We start from the raw sequence: 13,777 nt of genomic DNA, 5'->3' as shown, positions 1-13,777 counted from the left end.
CGCCAGACCTGCTGTCAGGACTGGATCAAGCCGAGGGTGGTTTTCACAGAGGCTGCTAGCCGCCGGACTTCTTCGCTTTGAAACCGAGTTTGATCAGCTCGCCCAAGAGTAGCTCGACATGATCGCCCTGGATTTCGATAATTCCGTCTTTCAACGCTCCGCCTGTACCACAACGCTTCTTCAACGTGGTGGCCAGGTCCTTGAGCGCGTCTTCGGCCAATGGCACACCGGTGATGGTAGTCACCGTCTTGCCGCCACGGCCCTTGCTTTCGCGACGTACGCGAGCGATGCCGTCGCCGGCCGGGATAACGGTCTGTTTGCAGATACAGGCGTCCACCGGTTTACTGCATTCCGGGCAATGACGACCTGCGTCGGTGGAAAATACCAGGCCACCAAGGGCGGCGAAGGATGCGGCTTTTTTGGCCACCGGCAATCCTCTTGGGAGGACAAAGACTGGTCGCGGCAACTCGGGAAGTGGCCATCGACCGCGAAGCCCCACTCAGGCAGGGGCAGCGCTACTGAACCGGGCACGCTGGTTCAGTTTGAAAAGGTCGCGCAGTGTAACGGCAAAAAGCCGACTTGCTAAGAGCCAATCGGCGCCAATTTATAGCTCTTTTGCGACGTCATCCTGTTGAGCGCGCAGATAGCGCTTCAACGCAGCCAGAGAGTCCGGGCAATAAGGCTTTTGCTGGATTTCCAACAGGACCTGATCGATGGGAATGAAGCGCGCTTCGAGCACCTCTTCCGGCTGCAGGGTCAACGGCCCGTCCCAGACCGCCGAAAACGCTGAACACCAGAGCCGGTTACCGGTGTCTTCAAAGAAGAAGTGATCATGGGCGATCAATTCCACACCGCTCACACCCAGCTCTTCTTCGAGTTCGCGGGCGGCCGATTCGGCGTAGGTTTCGCTGGCGAGCACCATGCCCCCCGCTGCCACATCCCAGTACCCCGGATAAATGGCTTTGCTCAGGGTTCGCCGGTGCACGCACAATTCGCCCGCCGAATTGAACAGCATGATGTAGGTGCCGCGCCCGATCAGCCCGCGCTCACGCAAGTCGCAACGGACCAGGGCACCTAGCAGGTTGTCCTGTTCGTCGACCCAGGCGATCTGTTCAGCATCCGAGGCCGCGCGATGGGCGGCCTCTTTGGCGTTGTCGACCATAAATCAGCCTTGATTGAGCAATTGACGCAGATCGATCACTGCGGCGTTGGCCCGGGAAATGTAATTGGCCATGACCAGCGAGTGGTTAGCCAACACACCGAAACCGCTGCCATTGAGGATCATCGGACTCCAGACCGGCTCTTGCGAGGCTTCCAGTTCACGAATGATCTGACGCACGCTGACCGTGGCGTTTTTCTTGGCCAATACATCGGCGAAGTCGACTTCAATGGCGCGCAACAGATGGGACAGTGCCCAAGCCTGACCACGGGCTTCGTAGAACACGTTGTCGATCTGCATCCACGGGGTCTCGACGATTTCTTCGTCGACCTGTGGTACTTGCCCCGGCGCGAGGACTTCGGTTTTCAGCGCGGTGTTGAGTTTGACCCGGCCGACGCTGGCCGACAGACGCTGCGACAGCGAACCCAGTCGGGTACCCACGTCACCCAGCCAGTTGTTCAGGTTGTCGGCGCGGGCATAGAACAGTGCACTTTTCTGGCTCGGATCGGACAGACGTGCCTGATAGCGGCTCAGGGAATTGATGCCTTCCTGATACTCGGACTCACTGGAAGGCAGCACCCAGCTTTTGTTGTCAAAGTTGAAACGCGGTTCGGCCTTGGCCAGATCGGCGTCTTCGGCCGATTGCGACTGGGAGCGGGCGAAGTCTTTACGCAGGGCACGGCTCAGGTCTCGGACCTGGACCAGCACGCCATATTCCCAGCTCGGCATGTTGTCCATCCACAGGCCTGGCGGGAAACGGTCGTTGGAAATATAGCCACCCGGCTTGGTCAGCAACGTTCCGGCGACGGTCTTGAGGGTTTCCACCGTGGTGTAGCCGACGACCATCTGCTTGCCTTCTTTTTCGGCAGCGACCTGGGCATTTTGCTGGACCGGGAAGAGCGCAGGCTCTGCACTCCAGTACCAACCCAGGGCAATCGTCACAAGCAGGTAAAGGCCGATCAGTGTGGCCAGCGCCCGGCTGAACAGCAGGCCGCCAAAGTAACTGCGGGTGGCCGATTCAGGTGCAGCGGCACGTTCAGGCGCGCTGCCCGCGCGGTTCTTCCAGTCCAGCATGGCGATATCCTTTCAATCACTTGAGTTCATCGGTTCGACCACAACCATACAACAACGTGCCTTTGGCCGGCACCCGTCGTTGGGCTTATCCAGAAAATTGGCGTAGAAAGACCAGCCACCCTTGCCAATGAACTCAAGTGTGCATGCCCGCTTTAATGCCCCCTGAGCACTATTGAAATCTGCCGCACCTCTCCCGGCGTGAAAAGATGGGCGATACCTTCGCCGTCTGTTGTGCGCTGGACAGTCTGTCCGTCCACGGTCGCGATGTAGCTGCGCTGCACCAGCGTCTCGCCCGTGAAGCTGTCCATCAGGCGGAAAATTCTGGGTGTCCGAGAGGGCTGGGGCGGCGGATTGTTCATCAATTCCATGACCTTGCAGTCAAAGGCCTGCGCCGCAATCGGCCAGTCACCGTAGTCGGCTTCAGCCCTGACCAGCCACCACTCACCCCGCTCAATCTGGTCAAGCACTTCGCTGTCGATATCGATCAGCAAACCGGCACGCAACTCGCTCAGGCCTTCGATGGGTTGCCGATCGTTCAACGCCTGACGAACATGATCCATCGCTTCCTCGCCTGGACAAGCATGCTGGCGCTCCCACGTGGTCAGATGAACGTCTTGGACCAGCCTCATGCCAGCGTCTCGGCGTTCCACTCGTCGGAGCCCATGGTCCGGCTGATTTCATGTCTCCAGTAAATGCGTCGGTAGCTGAAGTGAACCTTCTCCAGCTGGGTAATGTGCGCAGTGCCCGCATCTTGACAGTGGGGCAAAAGCACCTCGGCACCGATGATTACCGCGTCCTCAAGCTCCATCGTGTAGAAATGCTCCTGCGTGCCATGTGCCGAGGTGCGATACCACTCGACGCGGCACTTGCTGAGCAGCTCCCCGGAACACAAGGCGATGTTGATCAATGGGGACGCCTTGTCGATGGACTTGGTAATGACCAAGGGCTTGTGCATCCGGCGCCCTGCTCCTGACCCTTTGGGCACAAAAATTCCATGGCTCAGGGCTTGAATCATGATCTGGTCTTCACGACCCAGTTGGTAGACGTTGCCCACTGACGCTTCAGTGAAGGCGCCTGCGCTGATGAGGCCTTGTCGTTCGCCTTTGAGCGTCATGAAAGCGGGGGTTGGCATGATGGGGCTCCTTTTTAGTTGGGTTGCGGGGCGGGGAAGTGCTGGGGCTCGTCGTACATGTCTTCGATTTCGTCGAAGGGCGTCCAGGGTTTGGCGAGTGCGAGGGTGATGAGGTAGCGTTCTTCAGTCGGATTTCGGTAGTCCTCGAAACGCCCCAGAGCGAGCGTGACCTGATACTTATCGCTCGCTTGCCAATTAGATTGCCCATGCAGAATCCCTTTCTGCAGATAGGCCCGCCATTCAGGTGTATCGACGATCGTGGGATTGTTCCGCAGCCCCTTCGCGACCCAGCCTTTGGCAAACAACTGGTCTTGCAGGTCGATCACAACTTTCAGGGCGTCGTCGATCAGTAATGGCTCGATTTGCGGAGACATGAGGACGTCTTCAATGACGTTGTCATTAAATGTAATCGTGAAAAAACGAGCCAAAGGCGTATCAAATCCATATTGCGGGTCGATAAATCGCAAGCGAGCATCGGTCTTGGGAATTCCGCCCCAGACATGTCCGCGTATCAGTGGACTGAAAGGGGCCGTAGAGTTTTTCCGCATCTCTTCATATGTCCCGCCTATTTCCAAAGCAATTTCCGGATCATCCCAAAGAGGCTGCTGCAACTGACGTATGGCGACCACCAACAAAACAACCAGAAACAGCAGGCCTGCACCATGACGTAAGCAGGGACGACGCTGCAACAGACTCACAGGATTGCGCCGCCCGATGCGATCTCGCTGATCGATTGCACCAATGCAGTACGGTTGTAATTGTTGAGCATGTGATCAAAGCGTTCTGCTGCTCGGAGTACGAATGCCATTCTCTGGTTGATGTCCGACAAATCCGCAAACGGGCTATTGTCAAACTCGATGGTGCGATCATCTTCAACACGCTGGCATTGGCTGGTGAGCGTCAACTCGATAGCCTGAGCGACACCTGAAGGAAAACCAGTCACGTAGGATGCGTGGTTGCCGCGCAGCAACGTCACCAATTGCCGATCCTCATAAATAGTTGGCTGGAGGATGTTGCGCTGCTCGTGCCAGGCTAAATACTCGACGCTCGCGGTGATACTTCCCGCTTCTATTGCCTCGAAAGCTTGCAGTACCAGTGGGTAAACCTGTCCGAAACGAAGCTTTCTCTGGCCCACGGGCCACAACACCGGAAACTTCGAATGCCCATAAATTCCTCCCCGGGCGCCCAGGCAATTCTTAAACTCCTGCCACCCACGCTTCGCATAAAACGCATGCAACGGAAAAACATCCAGAAACAGCGTGGTATTCCCCAACGCCATCATGTCGTGCACATGCCGGAACTGCTGCTGTACCAGAGACAAGTCTTCCCCGGCTAAACGGATATCCACTGAGGGAACAGGATTGCGCGCATCCGCAGCCTTATAGTCACGCAAGGCATCTGCCTGTTCGGACATCCTGTCCGGGGTCAAAAGCCCGGACTCACGGCGACTGTCGCGCAAACGCTGGCGTGACTCATGCTCTTCGCGAATACGTTCAACACTCTGCGCCGCATGCAACAACCCGCAGCCAACCTGCTTGGAAGCAAACGCCGCCAGTCCGGCCCACTGAAACCTTGGGTCATGCAGCCACAACCGGGCGTAGGCAGCGTTGATCGCACGGTTGCGTTCCACCGGGTCCGCTATCAATTCGCCGTTCGGTGCGACGATCTCTTCTGCCTCGCGCTGGTAGCGACGCCAAAGGCATGAGCACGTAAGGATCGGCACGTCAGTGACCAAGGTCTTGCTGCCGTACAGGCGCACCTCTGTGCATTCGCAGTCAGCAACGGGAATGTTGTTGTGGTTCAGGCGCTGGTCATCGCAAGGGTGCGGCTTAAAACACTGAGTCATGATTTAAAGATGGCTTCCAGGGGAATTCCTGAACCCTAACAGCCGCAATTCCAGCCTGAACTCTGCCAACGAAAAATCAGAATTCCCTGACAGATGCGGTTCGCTGGACGTAACGAAATTGCCGTGAAACGAACAGAAAAGATCGCAAGTGGCGCATTCTCGGGTGTCTGGTCGACACAGAACCGCCGAACAAGACCAACCAGTCACAAACTGAATGAGGCTGATTAACAGATAATTGCCTTACGACTCTCATCCCATTGAAAAGAGGTGCTAGCATAGGGCCACCAGTCGATCTCAGCATTTACCCTAACAGTAGTCAGGATATGACCGAGCCAGAAGACCCCAGCCGTGAGCGCCTCAAGCACCACTTTGCCCAGCGGGTAATTCATCAGGCACGTCAAATTCTTGAGATCTGGCAGCGCCTGCAACGCAGCGAGTGGTCCACCACCGACTTATCGGAACTGAGCGAGGCCAACCTGCGCTTGCTGCGGTTTGCCGAGCGTTTCGAGCAACCGGAACATACGCAACTGGCGCGTCACATCGGTCAGTCGCTGGAGGCTGTCGACGCCAATCGCGGACGCCTCAGCAGCGGGCTGATCACCGATCTCAATCGCTTGATGCAACGCCTGTCGCGCACCGGCCTGCGACATGGCGATCAGCTTGAGCAAACCTTGCTGCCACCCCTGCGCAAGCCGATCTATGTGATGCTGCAAGATCACGACCGCGCCGAGCGCCTGGCCAAGCAACTGGAGTTTTTCGGACTCAGCGCCCAGTCCCTGGACAGCGTTGCAGCCTTTCGCGCGTCGATGGTTGAGCGCCTGCCCGCCGCCATCGTCATGGACGTGGATTTCAGTGGTGCCGGTATAGGCCTGAAACTGGCCGCCGAAGCCCAGGAAGGTCTCGACCAGCGCCTGCCACTGTTGTTCTTCAGCCTGCACGAAACCGACACTCCGACCCGCCTCGCCGCCGTGCGTGCCGGTGGCCAGGAATTTCTCACCGGCACCCTGGAGGCTTCGAGCCTGCTGGAGAAAATCGAAGTCCTGACCTGTGTCGCGCAGTACGAGCCTTATAAAGTGCTGATCATCGATGACTCCCGCGCCCAGGCCCTGCACACCGAACGCCTGTTGAACAGCGCCGGGATCGTCACGCGCACGTTGATCGATCCGATTCAGGCCATGGCCGAGCTCTCGGACTTTCAACCTGACCTGATCATCCTCGACATGTACATGCCGACCTGCACCGGTACGGAACTGGCCAAGGTGATCCGTCACAACGACCGCTACGTCAGCGTACCGATCATTTACCTGTCGGCCGAAGACGATCTGGACAAGCAGCTCGACGCCATGAGCGAGGGCGGCGACGACTTCCTGACCAAGCCAATCAAGCCGCGCCACCTGATTACCACCGTGCGCAACCGCGCGGCACGGGCGCGCAATCTGAAAGCCCGGATGGTCCGCGACAGCCTTACCGGCCTGTACAACCACACGCACATTTTGCAATTGCTTGAAGACTGCAGCTTCCGCTCCCGCCGCGAGAACAAGCCGCTGTGCTTTGCGATGCTCGACATCGACCACTTCAAACGCGTCAATGACAGCCACGGCCACCCCATGGGCGACCGGGTAATCAAAAGCCTGGCGCTGTTCTTGAAGCAACGCTTGCGCAAGACCGACTTCATCGGCCGTTACGGCGGCGAAGAGTTCGCGATCGTCATGCCCGATACCGACCTCGCATCGGCTTACTCGGTGCTGGATGAAATTCGTCAGCGCTTTGCCGAAATTCACTACCCCGCCCAGCCTCAAGACCTTTGGTGCACGTTCAGTGCCGGCGTGGTGGAGCTGTGCGAGCACTCCGACAGCCTGATGATGGCCAGCCAGGCGGATGAGGCGCTATACCGTGCCAAGGACGCCGGACGGAATCGTGTTCAGGCCGCACGAACATCACGGCAAAGTGCCACTTTTTTATCAGAATCCACTGATTCGGTCACAACCCTGTAACACAAACGCAATAAATTCAGGCGCTTACCATTCTGCCCCTGGTAGATCCGCTATGCGCCTGAAATTGCTGACCAATCTCAACACCCTCCTTTTAGTCGCCGTATGCGTGGCCCTCGGCGCCACGCTGTGGTGGTCGCAAAAAGCCCTGGAGCGCCCTTATCTTCTGATGGAGCGCTATCTGGGCCTGTCCCGGCAGTTTCAGAATGACGTTGCGCGCAATATCGGGGACTACCTCGCCAGCGGCGATGCCCTGCGTCTGAGCAGCGCCAGTCAGGCCACTGATGACTTGCAAAAGGAGCTTGGCGAGTTGCCGCCGGCGCTGGCCGACACCTTGCGCCCAAGCCTGTCGAACCTCGATGAATTCAGCAAAACCGATCTGTTGGCCGCCGGCAAACTCGCGGGCGACCCACAAGCGCTGCTACTGCAAGCCGAACGCGAACTCGGCGCCAGCCTCGACCAACTCAGCCATTACGCGAGCGGCGACGCGACTTACCTGACGCCGCTACTCACCGCCTCTCAACACCTGGGCAAATTGTCTCTGGCCCGGGAAAAACTGGTGAGCAGTGGCCGCAGCGAACTGGCCACTGACGTCGAGCGCGAAGTGGCCAACATCCGTACGCAGGCGGACCTGCTGGGCCGTTTGCCATTGCTAGGCGTCGCCGCCAAGAGTGAATCGAACACCGATGATTTTGCGTCGATGATGGGTCTGGAGAACAACGAGAAAGCGGCCGCCGAAGACGCTGGAGTCGGTCTCAAGCGTGAACTCAATAGCCTGCTCTCGCGCTACCCGGCCGAACTGTCCCGCACGCGCGATCAGATCCAGAAACGCACCGATCTAAGCGTGGCCACCCACCTGAAAATCGCCGATGTACAGCAAGCCATTGCCCGACTCGAACCCGTGGTCCGTGCCCAGCACGGACAAATCCAGGGCGAAGTACGATTGATGCAGGGTCTGATGATCGGCCTCATCCTGCTGATCGCCTTACTCATCGACACCCTGCAGCGGCGCCTGGCCCGAACCCTGACCAACCTGGCGCCGGCCCTGTCCACCTGGGCAGAAGGTGACTTCAGCCGGGACATCGAACTGGGTAACACCAATCGCGAATTGCACGATATTCAGGCGTCGCTCAATCGCTTGCGCGCCTACCTGGTGGATCTGGTCGGGACCATTCGTCTCAACGCCGAGCAAGTCGCCGGCAGCAGCCGGACCCTGGCCGATTTGAGTAATGACCTGCACAGCGGCGCCGAACATCAGGCAGGCGACACGGCACTGATCCGCGATTCGCTCGGTGAACTGGAGGCGACCATCCAACAGGTCGCCGGCGATGCCAGCCAGGCAGCCGATGCCAGTCGTCATGCGGGCCTGGCCGTTGAGCATGGCCAGAAAGTCATCGGCTTGAGCCTTACCGGGTTGCATGCGCTGGTGGGTGAAGTGCAGGGTAACGCGCAGATGATCGAGCACCTGGCCGAAGAATCGGCAACCATCGGCGGCGTGCTGACGGTGATCCGCTCGATTGCCGACCAGACCAACCTGCTGGCCCTGAACGCCGCCATCGAAGCGGCTCGCGCCGGGGAAATGGGGCGAGGGTTTGCGGTGGTCGCGGAAGAGGTTCGCTCACTGGCGCAACGCACCGCCGGGGCTACGGCAGAAATTCAGACATTAATAGCTGGCCTGCAAACCGCCGCGCGTCAATCAGTGGAGGGCATGCGCGCGCAGGTTGAGCATGCCGAAGCCACGGCGAACCAGGCGCAAGCGGCCGACGGGGCGCTGGATAGAATCGTCGGGGCCATCCAGACCATTTCCGACACCGCCGTGCGCATCGCCGATGTTACCGCCCAGCAGAGCGGCGCGGTCAGCGAGATTCGCCACCACAGTGAGCGAATTCATCAATTGGGCGGGGATAACTTGCTGCGCATTGGTGAGGGGCGTGAACAAGGGGAGAACCTTTTGGTGCTGGGCGGACGGCTGCGTACCGCCGTTCAGGCCTTTCGCGTCTGAAAACCCGCTCCCATAAGGGGATGGTGATCGTTCCCACGCTCCGCGTGGGAATGCCTCAATGAACGCTCTGCGTCCGCTTTTGGGACGCAGAGCGTCCCGGACTGCATTCCCACGCGGAGCGTAGGAACGATCAAGGCAACTAACGCAACTGTCCGCTATCATGCCCCCTATTCCGATACGCGAGATTGTCATGCGCCGTTTGCTCTGCCTGCTGCTTTTAGTGCTCGCCCTGCCGGCCACCGCCGGCGGGTTGCCGGACACCCGACCCAGTTCCACCTTGGGCGCGATCAACAACAGCGCCGACTTCCTGCCGGTGCGCGAAGCCTTTCAATTGAGCCTGGTAGCCAGCACACCGCAATCGATCAAGCTGCGTTTCGTCGCCACCGAGGGGTATTACCTCTATCGCCATCGTTTCCAGTTCCGGGCTGAGCCGGCCGATGTAAGCCTGGGCGCCGCAATACTGCCCAAGGGCGAGCAGAAGCACGACGAGTACTTCGGCGATGTCGAGGTTTATCACGGCGTTGTTGACGTAGAAATACCGCGCACCGACCAACGCGCCTTCACACTGGTCGTGACGTATCAGGGCTGCGCGGACAAAGGCCTGTGCTATCCGCCGGAAACCGAGCGCCTGAGCATTGATGGCATCGGCACCCCGACCTTGGCGCAAAGCGTCGGCTGGCGCGAACTTGCACTGTTCTTCCTCGCCGGCCTGGGTTTGACGTTCACCCCTTGCGTACTGCCCATGCTGCCCATCCTTTCCGGCGTGGTGCTGCGTGGCCAGGTCGGTGGTTTGCGCGGCTTCAACCTGTCCCTGGCCTACGTGCTGCCGATGGCCGCCTGCTTCGCCCTGCTCGGCGCACTGATGGGGATGTTCGGCGCGCAGCTCAATCTTCAGGCGCGCCTGCAATCGGCCTGGGTGCTGGTGCCGTTTGCGACGTTCTTTGCAATATTTGCCCTGGCGATGTTCGGCGTATTCGAACTCAAGCTGCCGCAGACCATCAGCAGTCGCCTGGATCGCATCGCCGGCCGCACTGAAGGCGGTTCGCTGTGGGGCGCCGCTGTGTTGGGCGTGGTGTCCAGCCTGCTGGTTTCGCCCTGCGTTTCTGCCCCGCTGGCCGGTGCGCTGCTGTACATCAGCGCCAGCGGCGATGCGTTGGGTGGTGGCCTGAAACTGTTCATGCTTGGTCTGGGCATGGGCGCGCCGCTGTTGCTGGTCGCCACCGGTGGCGCGGCCTGGCTGCCCAAAAGCGGGCCTTGGCTGGTCTATGTGAAAAACGCGATCGGGGTGTTGTTGCTGGGATTGGCGATCGGCCTGCTCAGCCGTGTATTGCCGGGCCAGATCACCTTGTTGCTGATCGGTTTGCTGGCCGCGGGTGTCGGGTTGTTCATGGGCGCTCTGGAGTTCGTCTACAAACCCCCTCGCAAACGCCTCGGCCAGTTGCTCGGAATGTTCCTGCTGTTTTACGCGTTGTCGTGCTGGTTTGGGGCTTTCAGCGGCCAGACCGATCCGTTCAATCCCATTGGCCAATCGCGGGCGATTGCGAGTAACGAACCGGCGCAAAACACCGGAACCTGGCAAACAGTCAGCACGCCTTCAGAGCTGGACCGAGTACTCGCCGATGCTCAAGCTTCCGGCACCCCGCTGCTGCTCGACTGGTATGCCGACTGGTGCATCAGCTGCAAAGTCATCGAGCGCGAAGTCCTCAACGACGCCAAAGTCGTCGAACGCCTGCAAGGCTATCGACTGGTCCGTTTCGACATCACCGCCAGCAATACCGAGCAACGCGCTCTGCTCGACCGTTACAAACTGTTCGGCCCTCCCGCCTTGATGTTTTTTGGCAAGGACGGCGTTGAACGCGCCGATGTGCGAGTGATCGGCGAGATCAATGCCGCAGACTTCGCCGAACGTGTTGCACGGGCAAATGACCAGATTTAAACACCCGGTCACATATTTCGCGCAAACATCGGCTATCGTGCTGGCTATTGCATAGAACTGGACAGTCACAAAGCCTTTGCGGCATAGTCGCCGAGTTCTGACTCTTGCTCACAGATAACAAGGAACAGCAGATGGCGACCCTATTGGTGCTGCACGGCCCTAACCTGAACTTGCTCGGCACCCGTGAACCGGGCACCTACGGCGCTACGACACTGGCGCAGATCAACCAGGATCTGGAACGCCGCGCCCGTGAAGCCGGCCACCATTTGCTGCACCTGCAAAGCAACGCCGAGTACGAATTGATCGACCGCATCCATGCCGCTCGCGGCGAAGGTGTGGACTTCATTCTGATCAATCCAGCAGCTTTTACGCACACAAGTGTCGCATTACGTGACGCGCTGCTGGCGGTGAGCATCCCATTCATCGAAGTGCATTTGTCTAACGTGCACAAACGCGAACCTTTCCGCCATCACTCTTACTTCTCCGACGTAGCGGTGGGAGTGATCTGCGGCCTTGGCGCCAGCGGTTATCGACTGGCCCTGGAGGCTGCACTAGAGCAGCTTGAACAACAAGCTATACGCCCCTGACCGACCCTTGGGAGTTGATGATTCATGGATATCCGTAAAGTTAAGAAACTGATCGAACTGCTGGAAGAGTCCGGCATCGACGAGCTCGAGATCAAGGAAGGCGAAGAGTCCGTACGCATCAGCCGTCATAGCAAAACCCCGGCTCAGCAGTACTACGCGCCGGCTCCAATGCACGCTCCGGCACCAGCGCCTGTTGCTGCTGCTCCGGTTGCCGCTGCTGCCGCACCGGCTGCTCCGGCCGCGCCTGTCCTGAACGGCACCGTTGCCCGTTCGCCGATGGTCGGTACGTTCTATCGCAAATCTTCGCCATCCTCGCCGTCCTTCGTTGAAGTCGGCCAGACCGTGAAGAAAGGCGACACCCTGTGCATCGTCGAAGCCATGAAGATGATGAACCACATCGAAGCTGAAACCAGCGGTGTGATCGAATCCATCCTCGTCGAAGACGGCCAGCCGGTTGAGTACGACCAACCGCTGTTCACCATCGTTTGAACCGCGGAGAAACTTTGATGACTGCGAAGTTGGAAAAAGTTCTGATCGCCAACCGCGGTGAGATTGCCCTGCGGATCCTGCGTGCCTGCAAAGAGATGGGCATCAAGACTGTCGCCGTTTACTCCAAGGCCGACAAAGAACTGATGCACCTGGGCCTGGCAGACGAATCCGTCTGCATCGGTCCGGCCTCGGCCGCGCACTCTTACCTGCACATCCCGGCCATCATCGCCGCGGCTGAAGTGACCGGCGCTACCGCCATTCACCCAGGCTACGGCTTCCTCGCGGAAAACGCTGATTTCGCTGAACAGGTCGAGAACTCCGGCTTCGCCTTCATTGGCCCGAAAGCCGACACCATTCGCCTGATGGGCGACAAGGTATCGGCCAAGCACGCCATGATCGCTGCGGGCGTTCCAACCGTTCCGGGTTCCGACGGCCCTCTGCCTGAAGACGAAGAAACCGCTCTGCGCATTGGTCGCGAAGTCGGTTACCCGGTGATCATCAAGGCCGCTGGCGGCGGCGGTGGTCGCGGCATGCGCGTTGTGCATAACGAAGAAGACCTGATCTCCTTTGCAAAACTGACCCGCACCGAAGCAGGCGCGGCGTTCGGCAACCCGATGGTCTACCTGGAAAAATTCCTGACCAACCCACGTCACGTGGAAGTCCAGGTACTTTCCGACGGCCAGGGCCAGGCCATCCATCTGGGCGACCGCGATTGCTCGCTGCAACGTCGTCACCAGAAGGTTCTCGAAGAAGCGCCGGCACCGGGCATCGACGAGAAAGCACGCCAGGAAGTCCTCGCTCGCTGCGTCAAGGCGTGCATCGACATCGGCTACCGTGGCGCCGGCACCTTCGAGTTCCTTTACGAGAACGGCCATTTCTACTTCATCGAGATGAACACTCGTGTCCAGGTAGAACACCCGGTTTCGGAAATGGTCACCGGCATCGACATCGTCAAGGAGATGCTCAGCATCGCCGCTGGCAACAAATTGTCGTACACCCAGGACGACGTGGTGATCCGCGGTCACGCCCTGGAATGCCGTATCAACGCCGAAGACCCGAAAACCTTCATGCCAAGCCCTGGCACGGTCAAGCATTTCCACGCACCAGGCGGCAACGGCGTTCGCGTCGATTCGCACCTGTACAGTGGCTATGCCGTTCCGCCGAACTACGATTCGTTGATCGGCAAGCTGATCACCTACGGCGCAACCCGTGAAGAAGCCATGGCGCGCATGCGCAATGCGCTGGACGAAATCGTTGTCGACGGGATCAAGACCAACATCCCGCTGCACCGCGACCTGGTCCGCGATGAAGGCTTCTGCAAAGGTGGTGTGAACATTCACTACCTTGAGCACAAGCTCGCTGGCGAGAAGCACTAAGCTTCGACCCCATCAACAAAGCCGCCTTCGGGCGGCTTTGTTGTTTCTGGGTATTTCTTATGATCCACGACAGTCCCCGTAGCAGCTGGCGAAGCCTGCGTTCGGCTGCGCAGCAGTCGTCAATCCCGGCAATGCGGTGTTTCAGGATTACGGTGCAATCGGGTTTTGCGACTGCTGCGCAGCCG

General features: G+C 59.1%; 12 protein-coding genes and 1 pseudogene. 6 read left to right on the top strand and 7 right to left on the bottom strand.

Annotation, left to right across the window (positions count from 1 at the left end; genetic code table 11):
* Positions 1–55 precede the first annotated feature (55 nt).
* The 7 genes from PMI22_RS07575 to PMI22_RS07605 form a co-directional block, all read right to left on the bottom strand.
* Positions 56–427 (bottom strand): translation initiation factor Sui1, encoded by a 372-nt coding sequence (locus PMI22_RS07575; protein ID WP_007947660.1) that lies wholly within the window; start codon positions 425–427, stop codon positions 56–58.
* Positions 428–604: 177 nt separating this feature from the next.
* Positions 605–1,162: an NUDIX hydrolase gene (locus PMI22_RS07580; RefSeq protein ID WP_007947659.1), complete on the bottom strand. Its 558-nt coding sequence runs from the start codon at positions 1,160–1,162 to the stop codon at positions 605–607.
* A 3-nt stretch (positions 1,163–1,165) separates the two neighbouring features.
* A complete protein-coding gene (locus PMI22_RS07585; RefSeq protein WP_007947658.1) occupies positions 1,166–2,233 on the bottom strand; it encodes a DUF2333 family protein in 1,068 nt (355 codons plus the stop codon).
* Positions 2,234–2,385: 152 nt separating this feature from the next.
* Positions 2,386–2,793, bottom strand: coding sequence for a hypothetical protein (locus PMI22_RS07590; RefSeq protein ID WP_007947656.1), 408 nt, complete (start codon positions 2,791–2,793; stop codon positions 2,386–2,388).
* Between the two features lie 65 nt (positions 2,794–2,858).
* The gene (locus PMI22_RS07595; protein ID WP_007947655.1) at positions 2,859–3,365 is read right to left on the bottom strand and encodes an Hcp family type VI secretion system effector; all 507 of its coding nucleotides are present in this window, start codon (positions 3,363–3,365) and stop codon (positions 2,859–2,861) included.
* A 14-nt stretch (positions 3,366–3,379) separates the two neighbouring features.
* Complete coding sequence (locus PMI22_RS07600) at positions 3,380–4,063, bottom strand: hypothetical protein (protein ID WP_007947654.1); 684 nt, start codon at positions 4,061–4,063, stop codon at positions 3,380–3,382.
* Positions 4,060–5,211, bottom strand: coding sequence for a DUF2515 family protein (locus PMI22_RS07605; protein WP_007947653.1), 1,152 nt, complete (start codon positions 5,209–5,211; stop codon positions 4,060–4,062). The genes PMI22_RS07600 and PMI22_RS07605 overlap by 4 nt, the downstream gene beginning before the upstream one ends.
* A 323-nt stretch (positions 5,212–5,534) precedes the next feature.
* Between PMI22_RS07605 and PMI22_RS07610 the strand changes: the two genes are divergently transcribed.
* From PMI22_RS07610 to accC, 6 genes and pseudogenes are all read left to right on the top strand, one after another.
* Complete coding sequence (locus PMI22_RS07610; RefSeq protein ID WP_007947652.1) at positions 5,535–7,205, top strand: response regulator; 1,671 nt, start codon at positions 5,535–5,537, stop codon at positions 7,203–7,205.
* 1,492 nt (positions 7,206–8,697) lie between these two features.
* Positions 8,698–9,204 (top strand): annotated as a pseudogene (locus PMI22_RS32535) (methyl-accepting chemotaxis protein); the annotation flags it as partial.
* A 190-nt stretch (positions 9,205–9,394) separates the two neighbouring features.
* Positions 9,395–11,140 carry a protein-disulfide reductase DsbD gene (locus tag PMI22_RS07620; RefSeq protein ID WP_007947650.1) on the top strand — a complete coding sequence of 582 codons (1,746 nt, stop codon included), beginning with the start codon at positions 9,395–9,397 and terminating at the stop codon, positions 11,138–11,140.
* Between the two features lie 131 nt (positions 11,141–11,271).
* The gene (aroQ, locus tag PMI22_RS07625) at positions 11,272–11,727 is read left to right on the top strand and encodes a type II 3-dehydroquinate dehydratase (protein ID WP_007947649.1); all 456 of its coding nucleotides are present in this window, start codon (positions 11,272–11,274) and stop codon (positions 11,725–11,727) included.
* Between the two features lie 24 nt (positions 11,728–11,751).
* Positions 11,752–12,216, top strand: a complete 465-nt coding sequence (gene accB / locus PMI22_RS07630; protein WP_007947648.1) for an acetyl-CoA carboxylase biotin carboxyl carrier protein — start codon at positions 11,752–11,754, stop codon at positions 12,214–12,216.
* Positions 12,217–12,233: 17 nt separating this feature from the next.
* Positions 12,234–13,592 carry an acetyl-CoA carboxylase biotin carboxylase subunit gene (gene accC, locus PMI22_RS07635; protein ID WP_007947647.1) on the top strand — a complete coding sequence of 453 codons (1,359 nt, stop codon included), beginning with the start codon at positions 12,234–12,236 and terminating at the stop codon, positions 13,590–13,592.
* The last annotated feature ends 185 nt before the right edge of the window (positions 13,593–13,777 follow it).

It is taken from the genome of Pseudomonas sp. GM21 (assembly GCF_000282215.1).
Taxonomy (GTDB): domain Bacteria; phylum Pseudomonadota; class Gammaproteobacteria; order Pseudomonadales; family Pseudomonadaceae; genus Aquipseudomonas.
Note: the sequence above shows the minus strand (reverse complement) of the source record. Positions and strands in the feature narration are given on the sequence as shown.

Bases quoted from the DNA above. Each gene is read 5' to 3' on its own strand.
- PMI22_RS07580 (WP_007947659.1), bottom strand. From the start codon at position 1,162: ATGGTCGACAACGCCAAAGAGGCCGCCCATCGCGCGGCCTCGGATGCT.
- PMI22_RS07585 (WP_007947658.1), bottom strand. From the start codon at position 2,233: ATGCTGGACTGGAAGAACCGCGCGGGCAGCGCGCCTGAACGTGCCGCT.
- PMI22_RS07590 (WP_007947656.1), bottom strand. From the start codon at position 2,793: ATGGATCATGTTCGTCAGGCGTTGAACGATCGGCAACCCATCGAAGGC.
- PMI22_RS07595 (WP_007947655.1), bottom strand. From the start codon at position 3,365: ATGCCAACCCCCGCTTTCATGACGCTCAAAGGCGAACGACAAGGCCTC.
- PMI22_RS07605 (WP_007947653.1), bottom strand. From the start codon at position 5,211: ATGACTCAGTGTTTTAAGCCGCACCCTTGCGATGACCAGCGCCTGAAC.
- PMI22_RS07610 (WP_007947652.1), top strand. From the start codon at position 5,535: ATGACCGAGCCAGAAGACCCCAGCCGTGAGCGCCTCAAGCACCACTTT.
- PMI22_RS07620 (WP_007947650.1), top strand. From the start codon at position 9,395: ATGCGCCGTTTGCTCTGCCTGCTGCTTTTAGTGCTCGCCCTGCCGGCC.
- aroQ (WP_007947649.1), top strand. From the start codon at position 11,272: ATGGCGACCCTATTGGTGCTGCACGGCCCTAACCTGAACTTGCTCGGC.
- accB (WP_007947648.1), top strand. From the start codon at position 11,752: ATGGATATCCGTAAAGTTAAGAAACTGATCGAACTGCTGGAAGAGTCC.
- accC (WP_007947647.1), top strand. From the start codon at position 12,234: ATGACTGCGAAGTTGGAAAAAGTTCTGATCGCCAACCGCGGTGAGATT.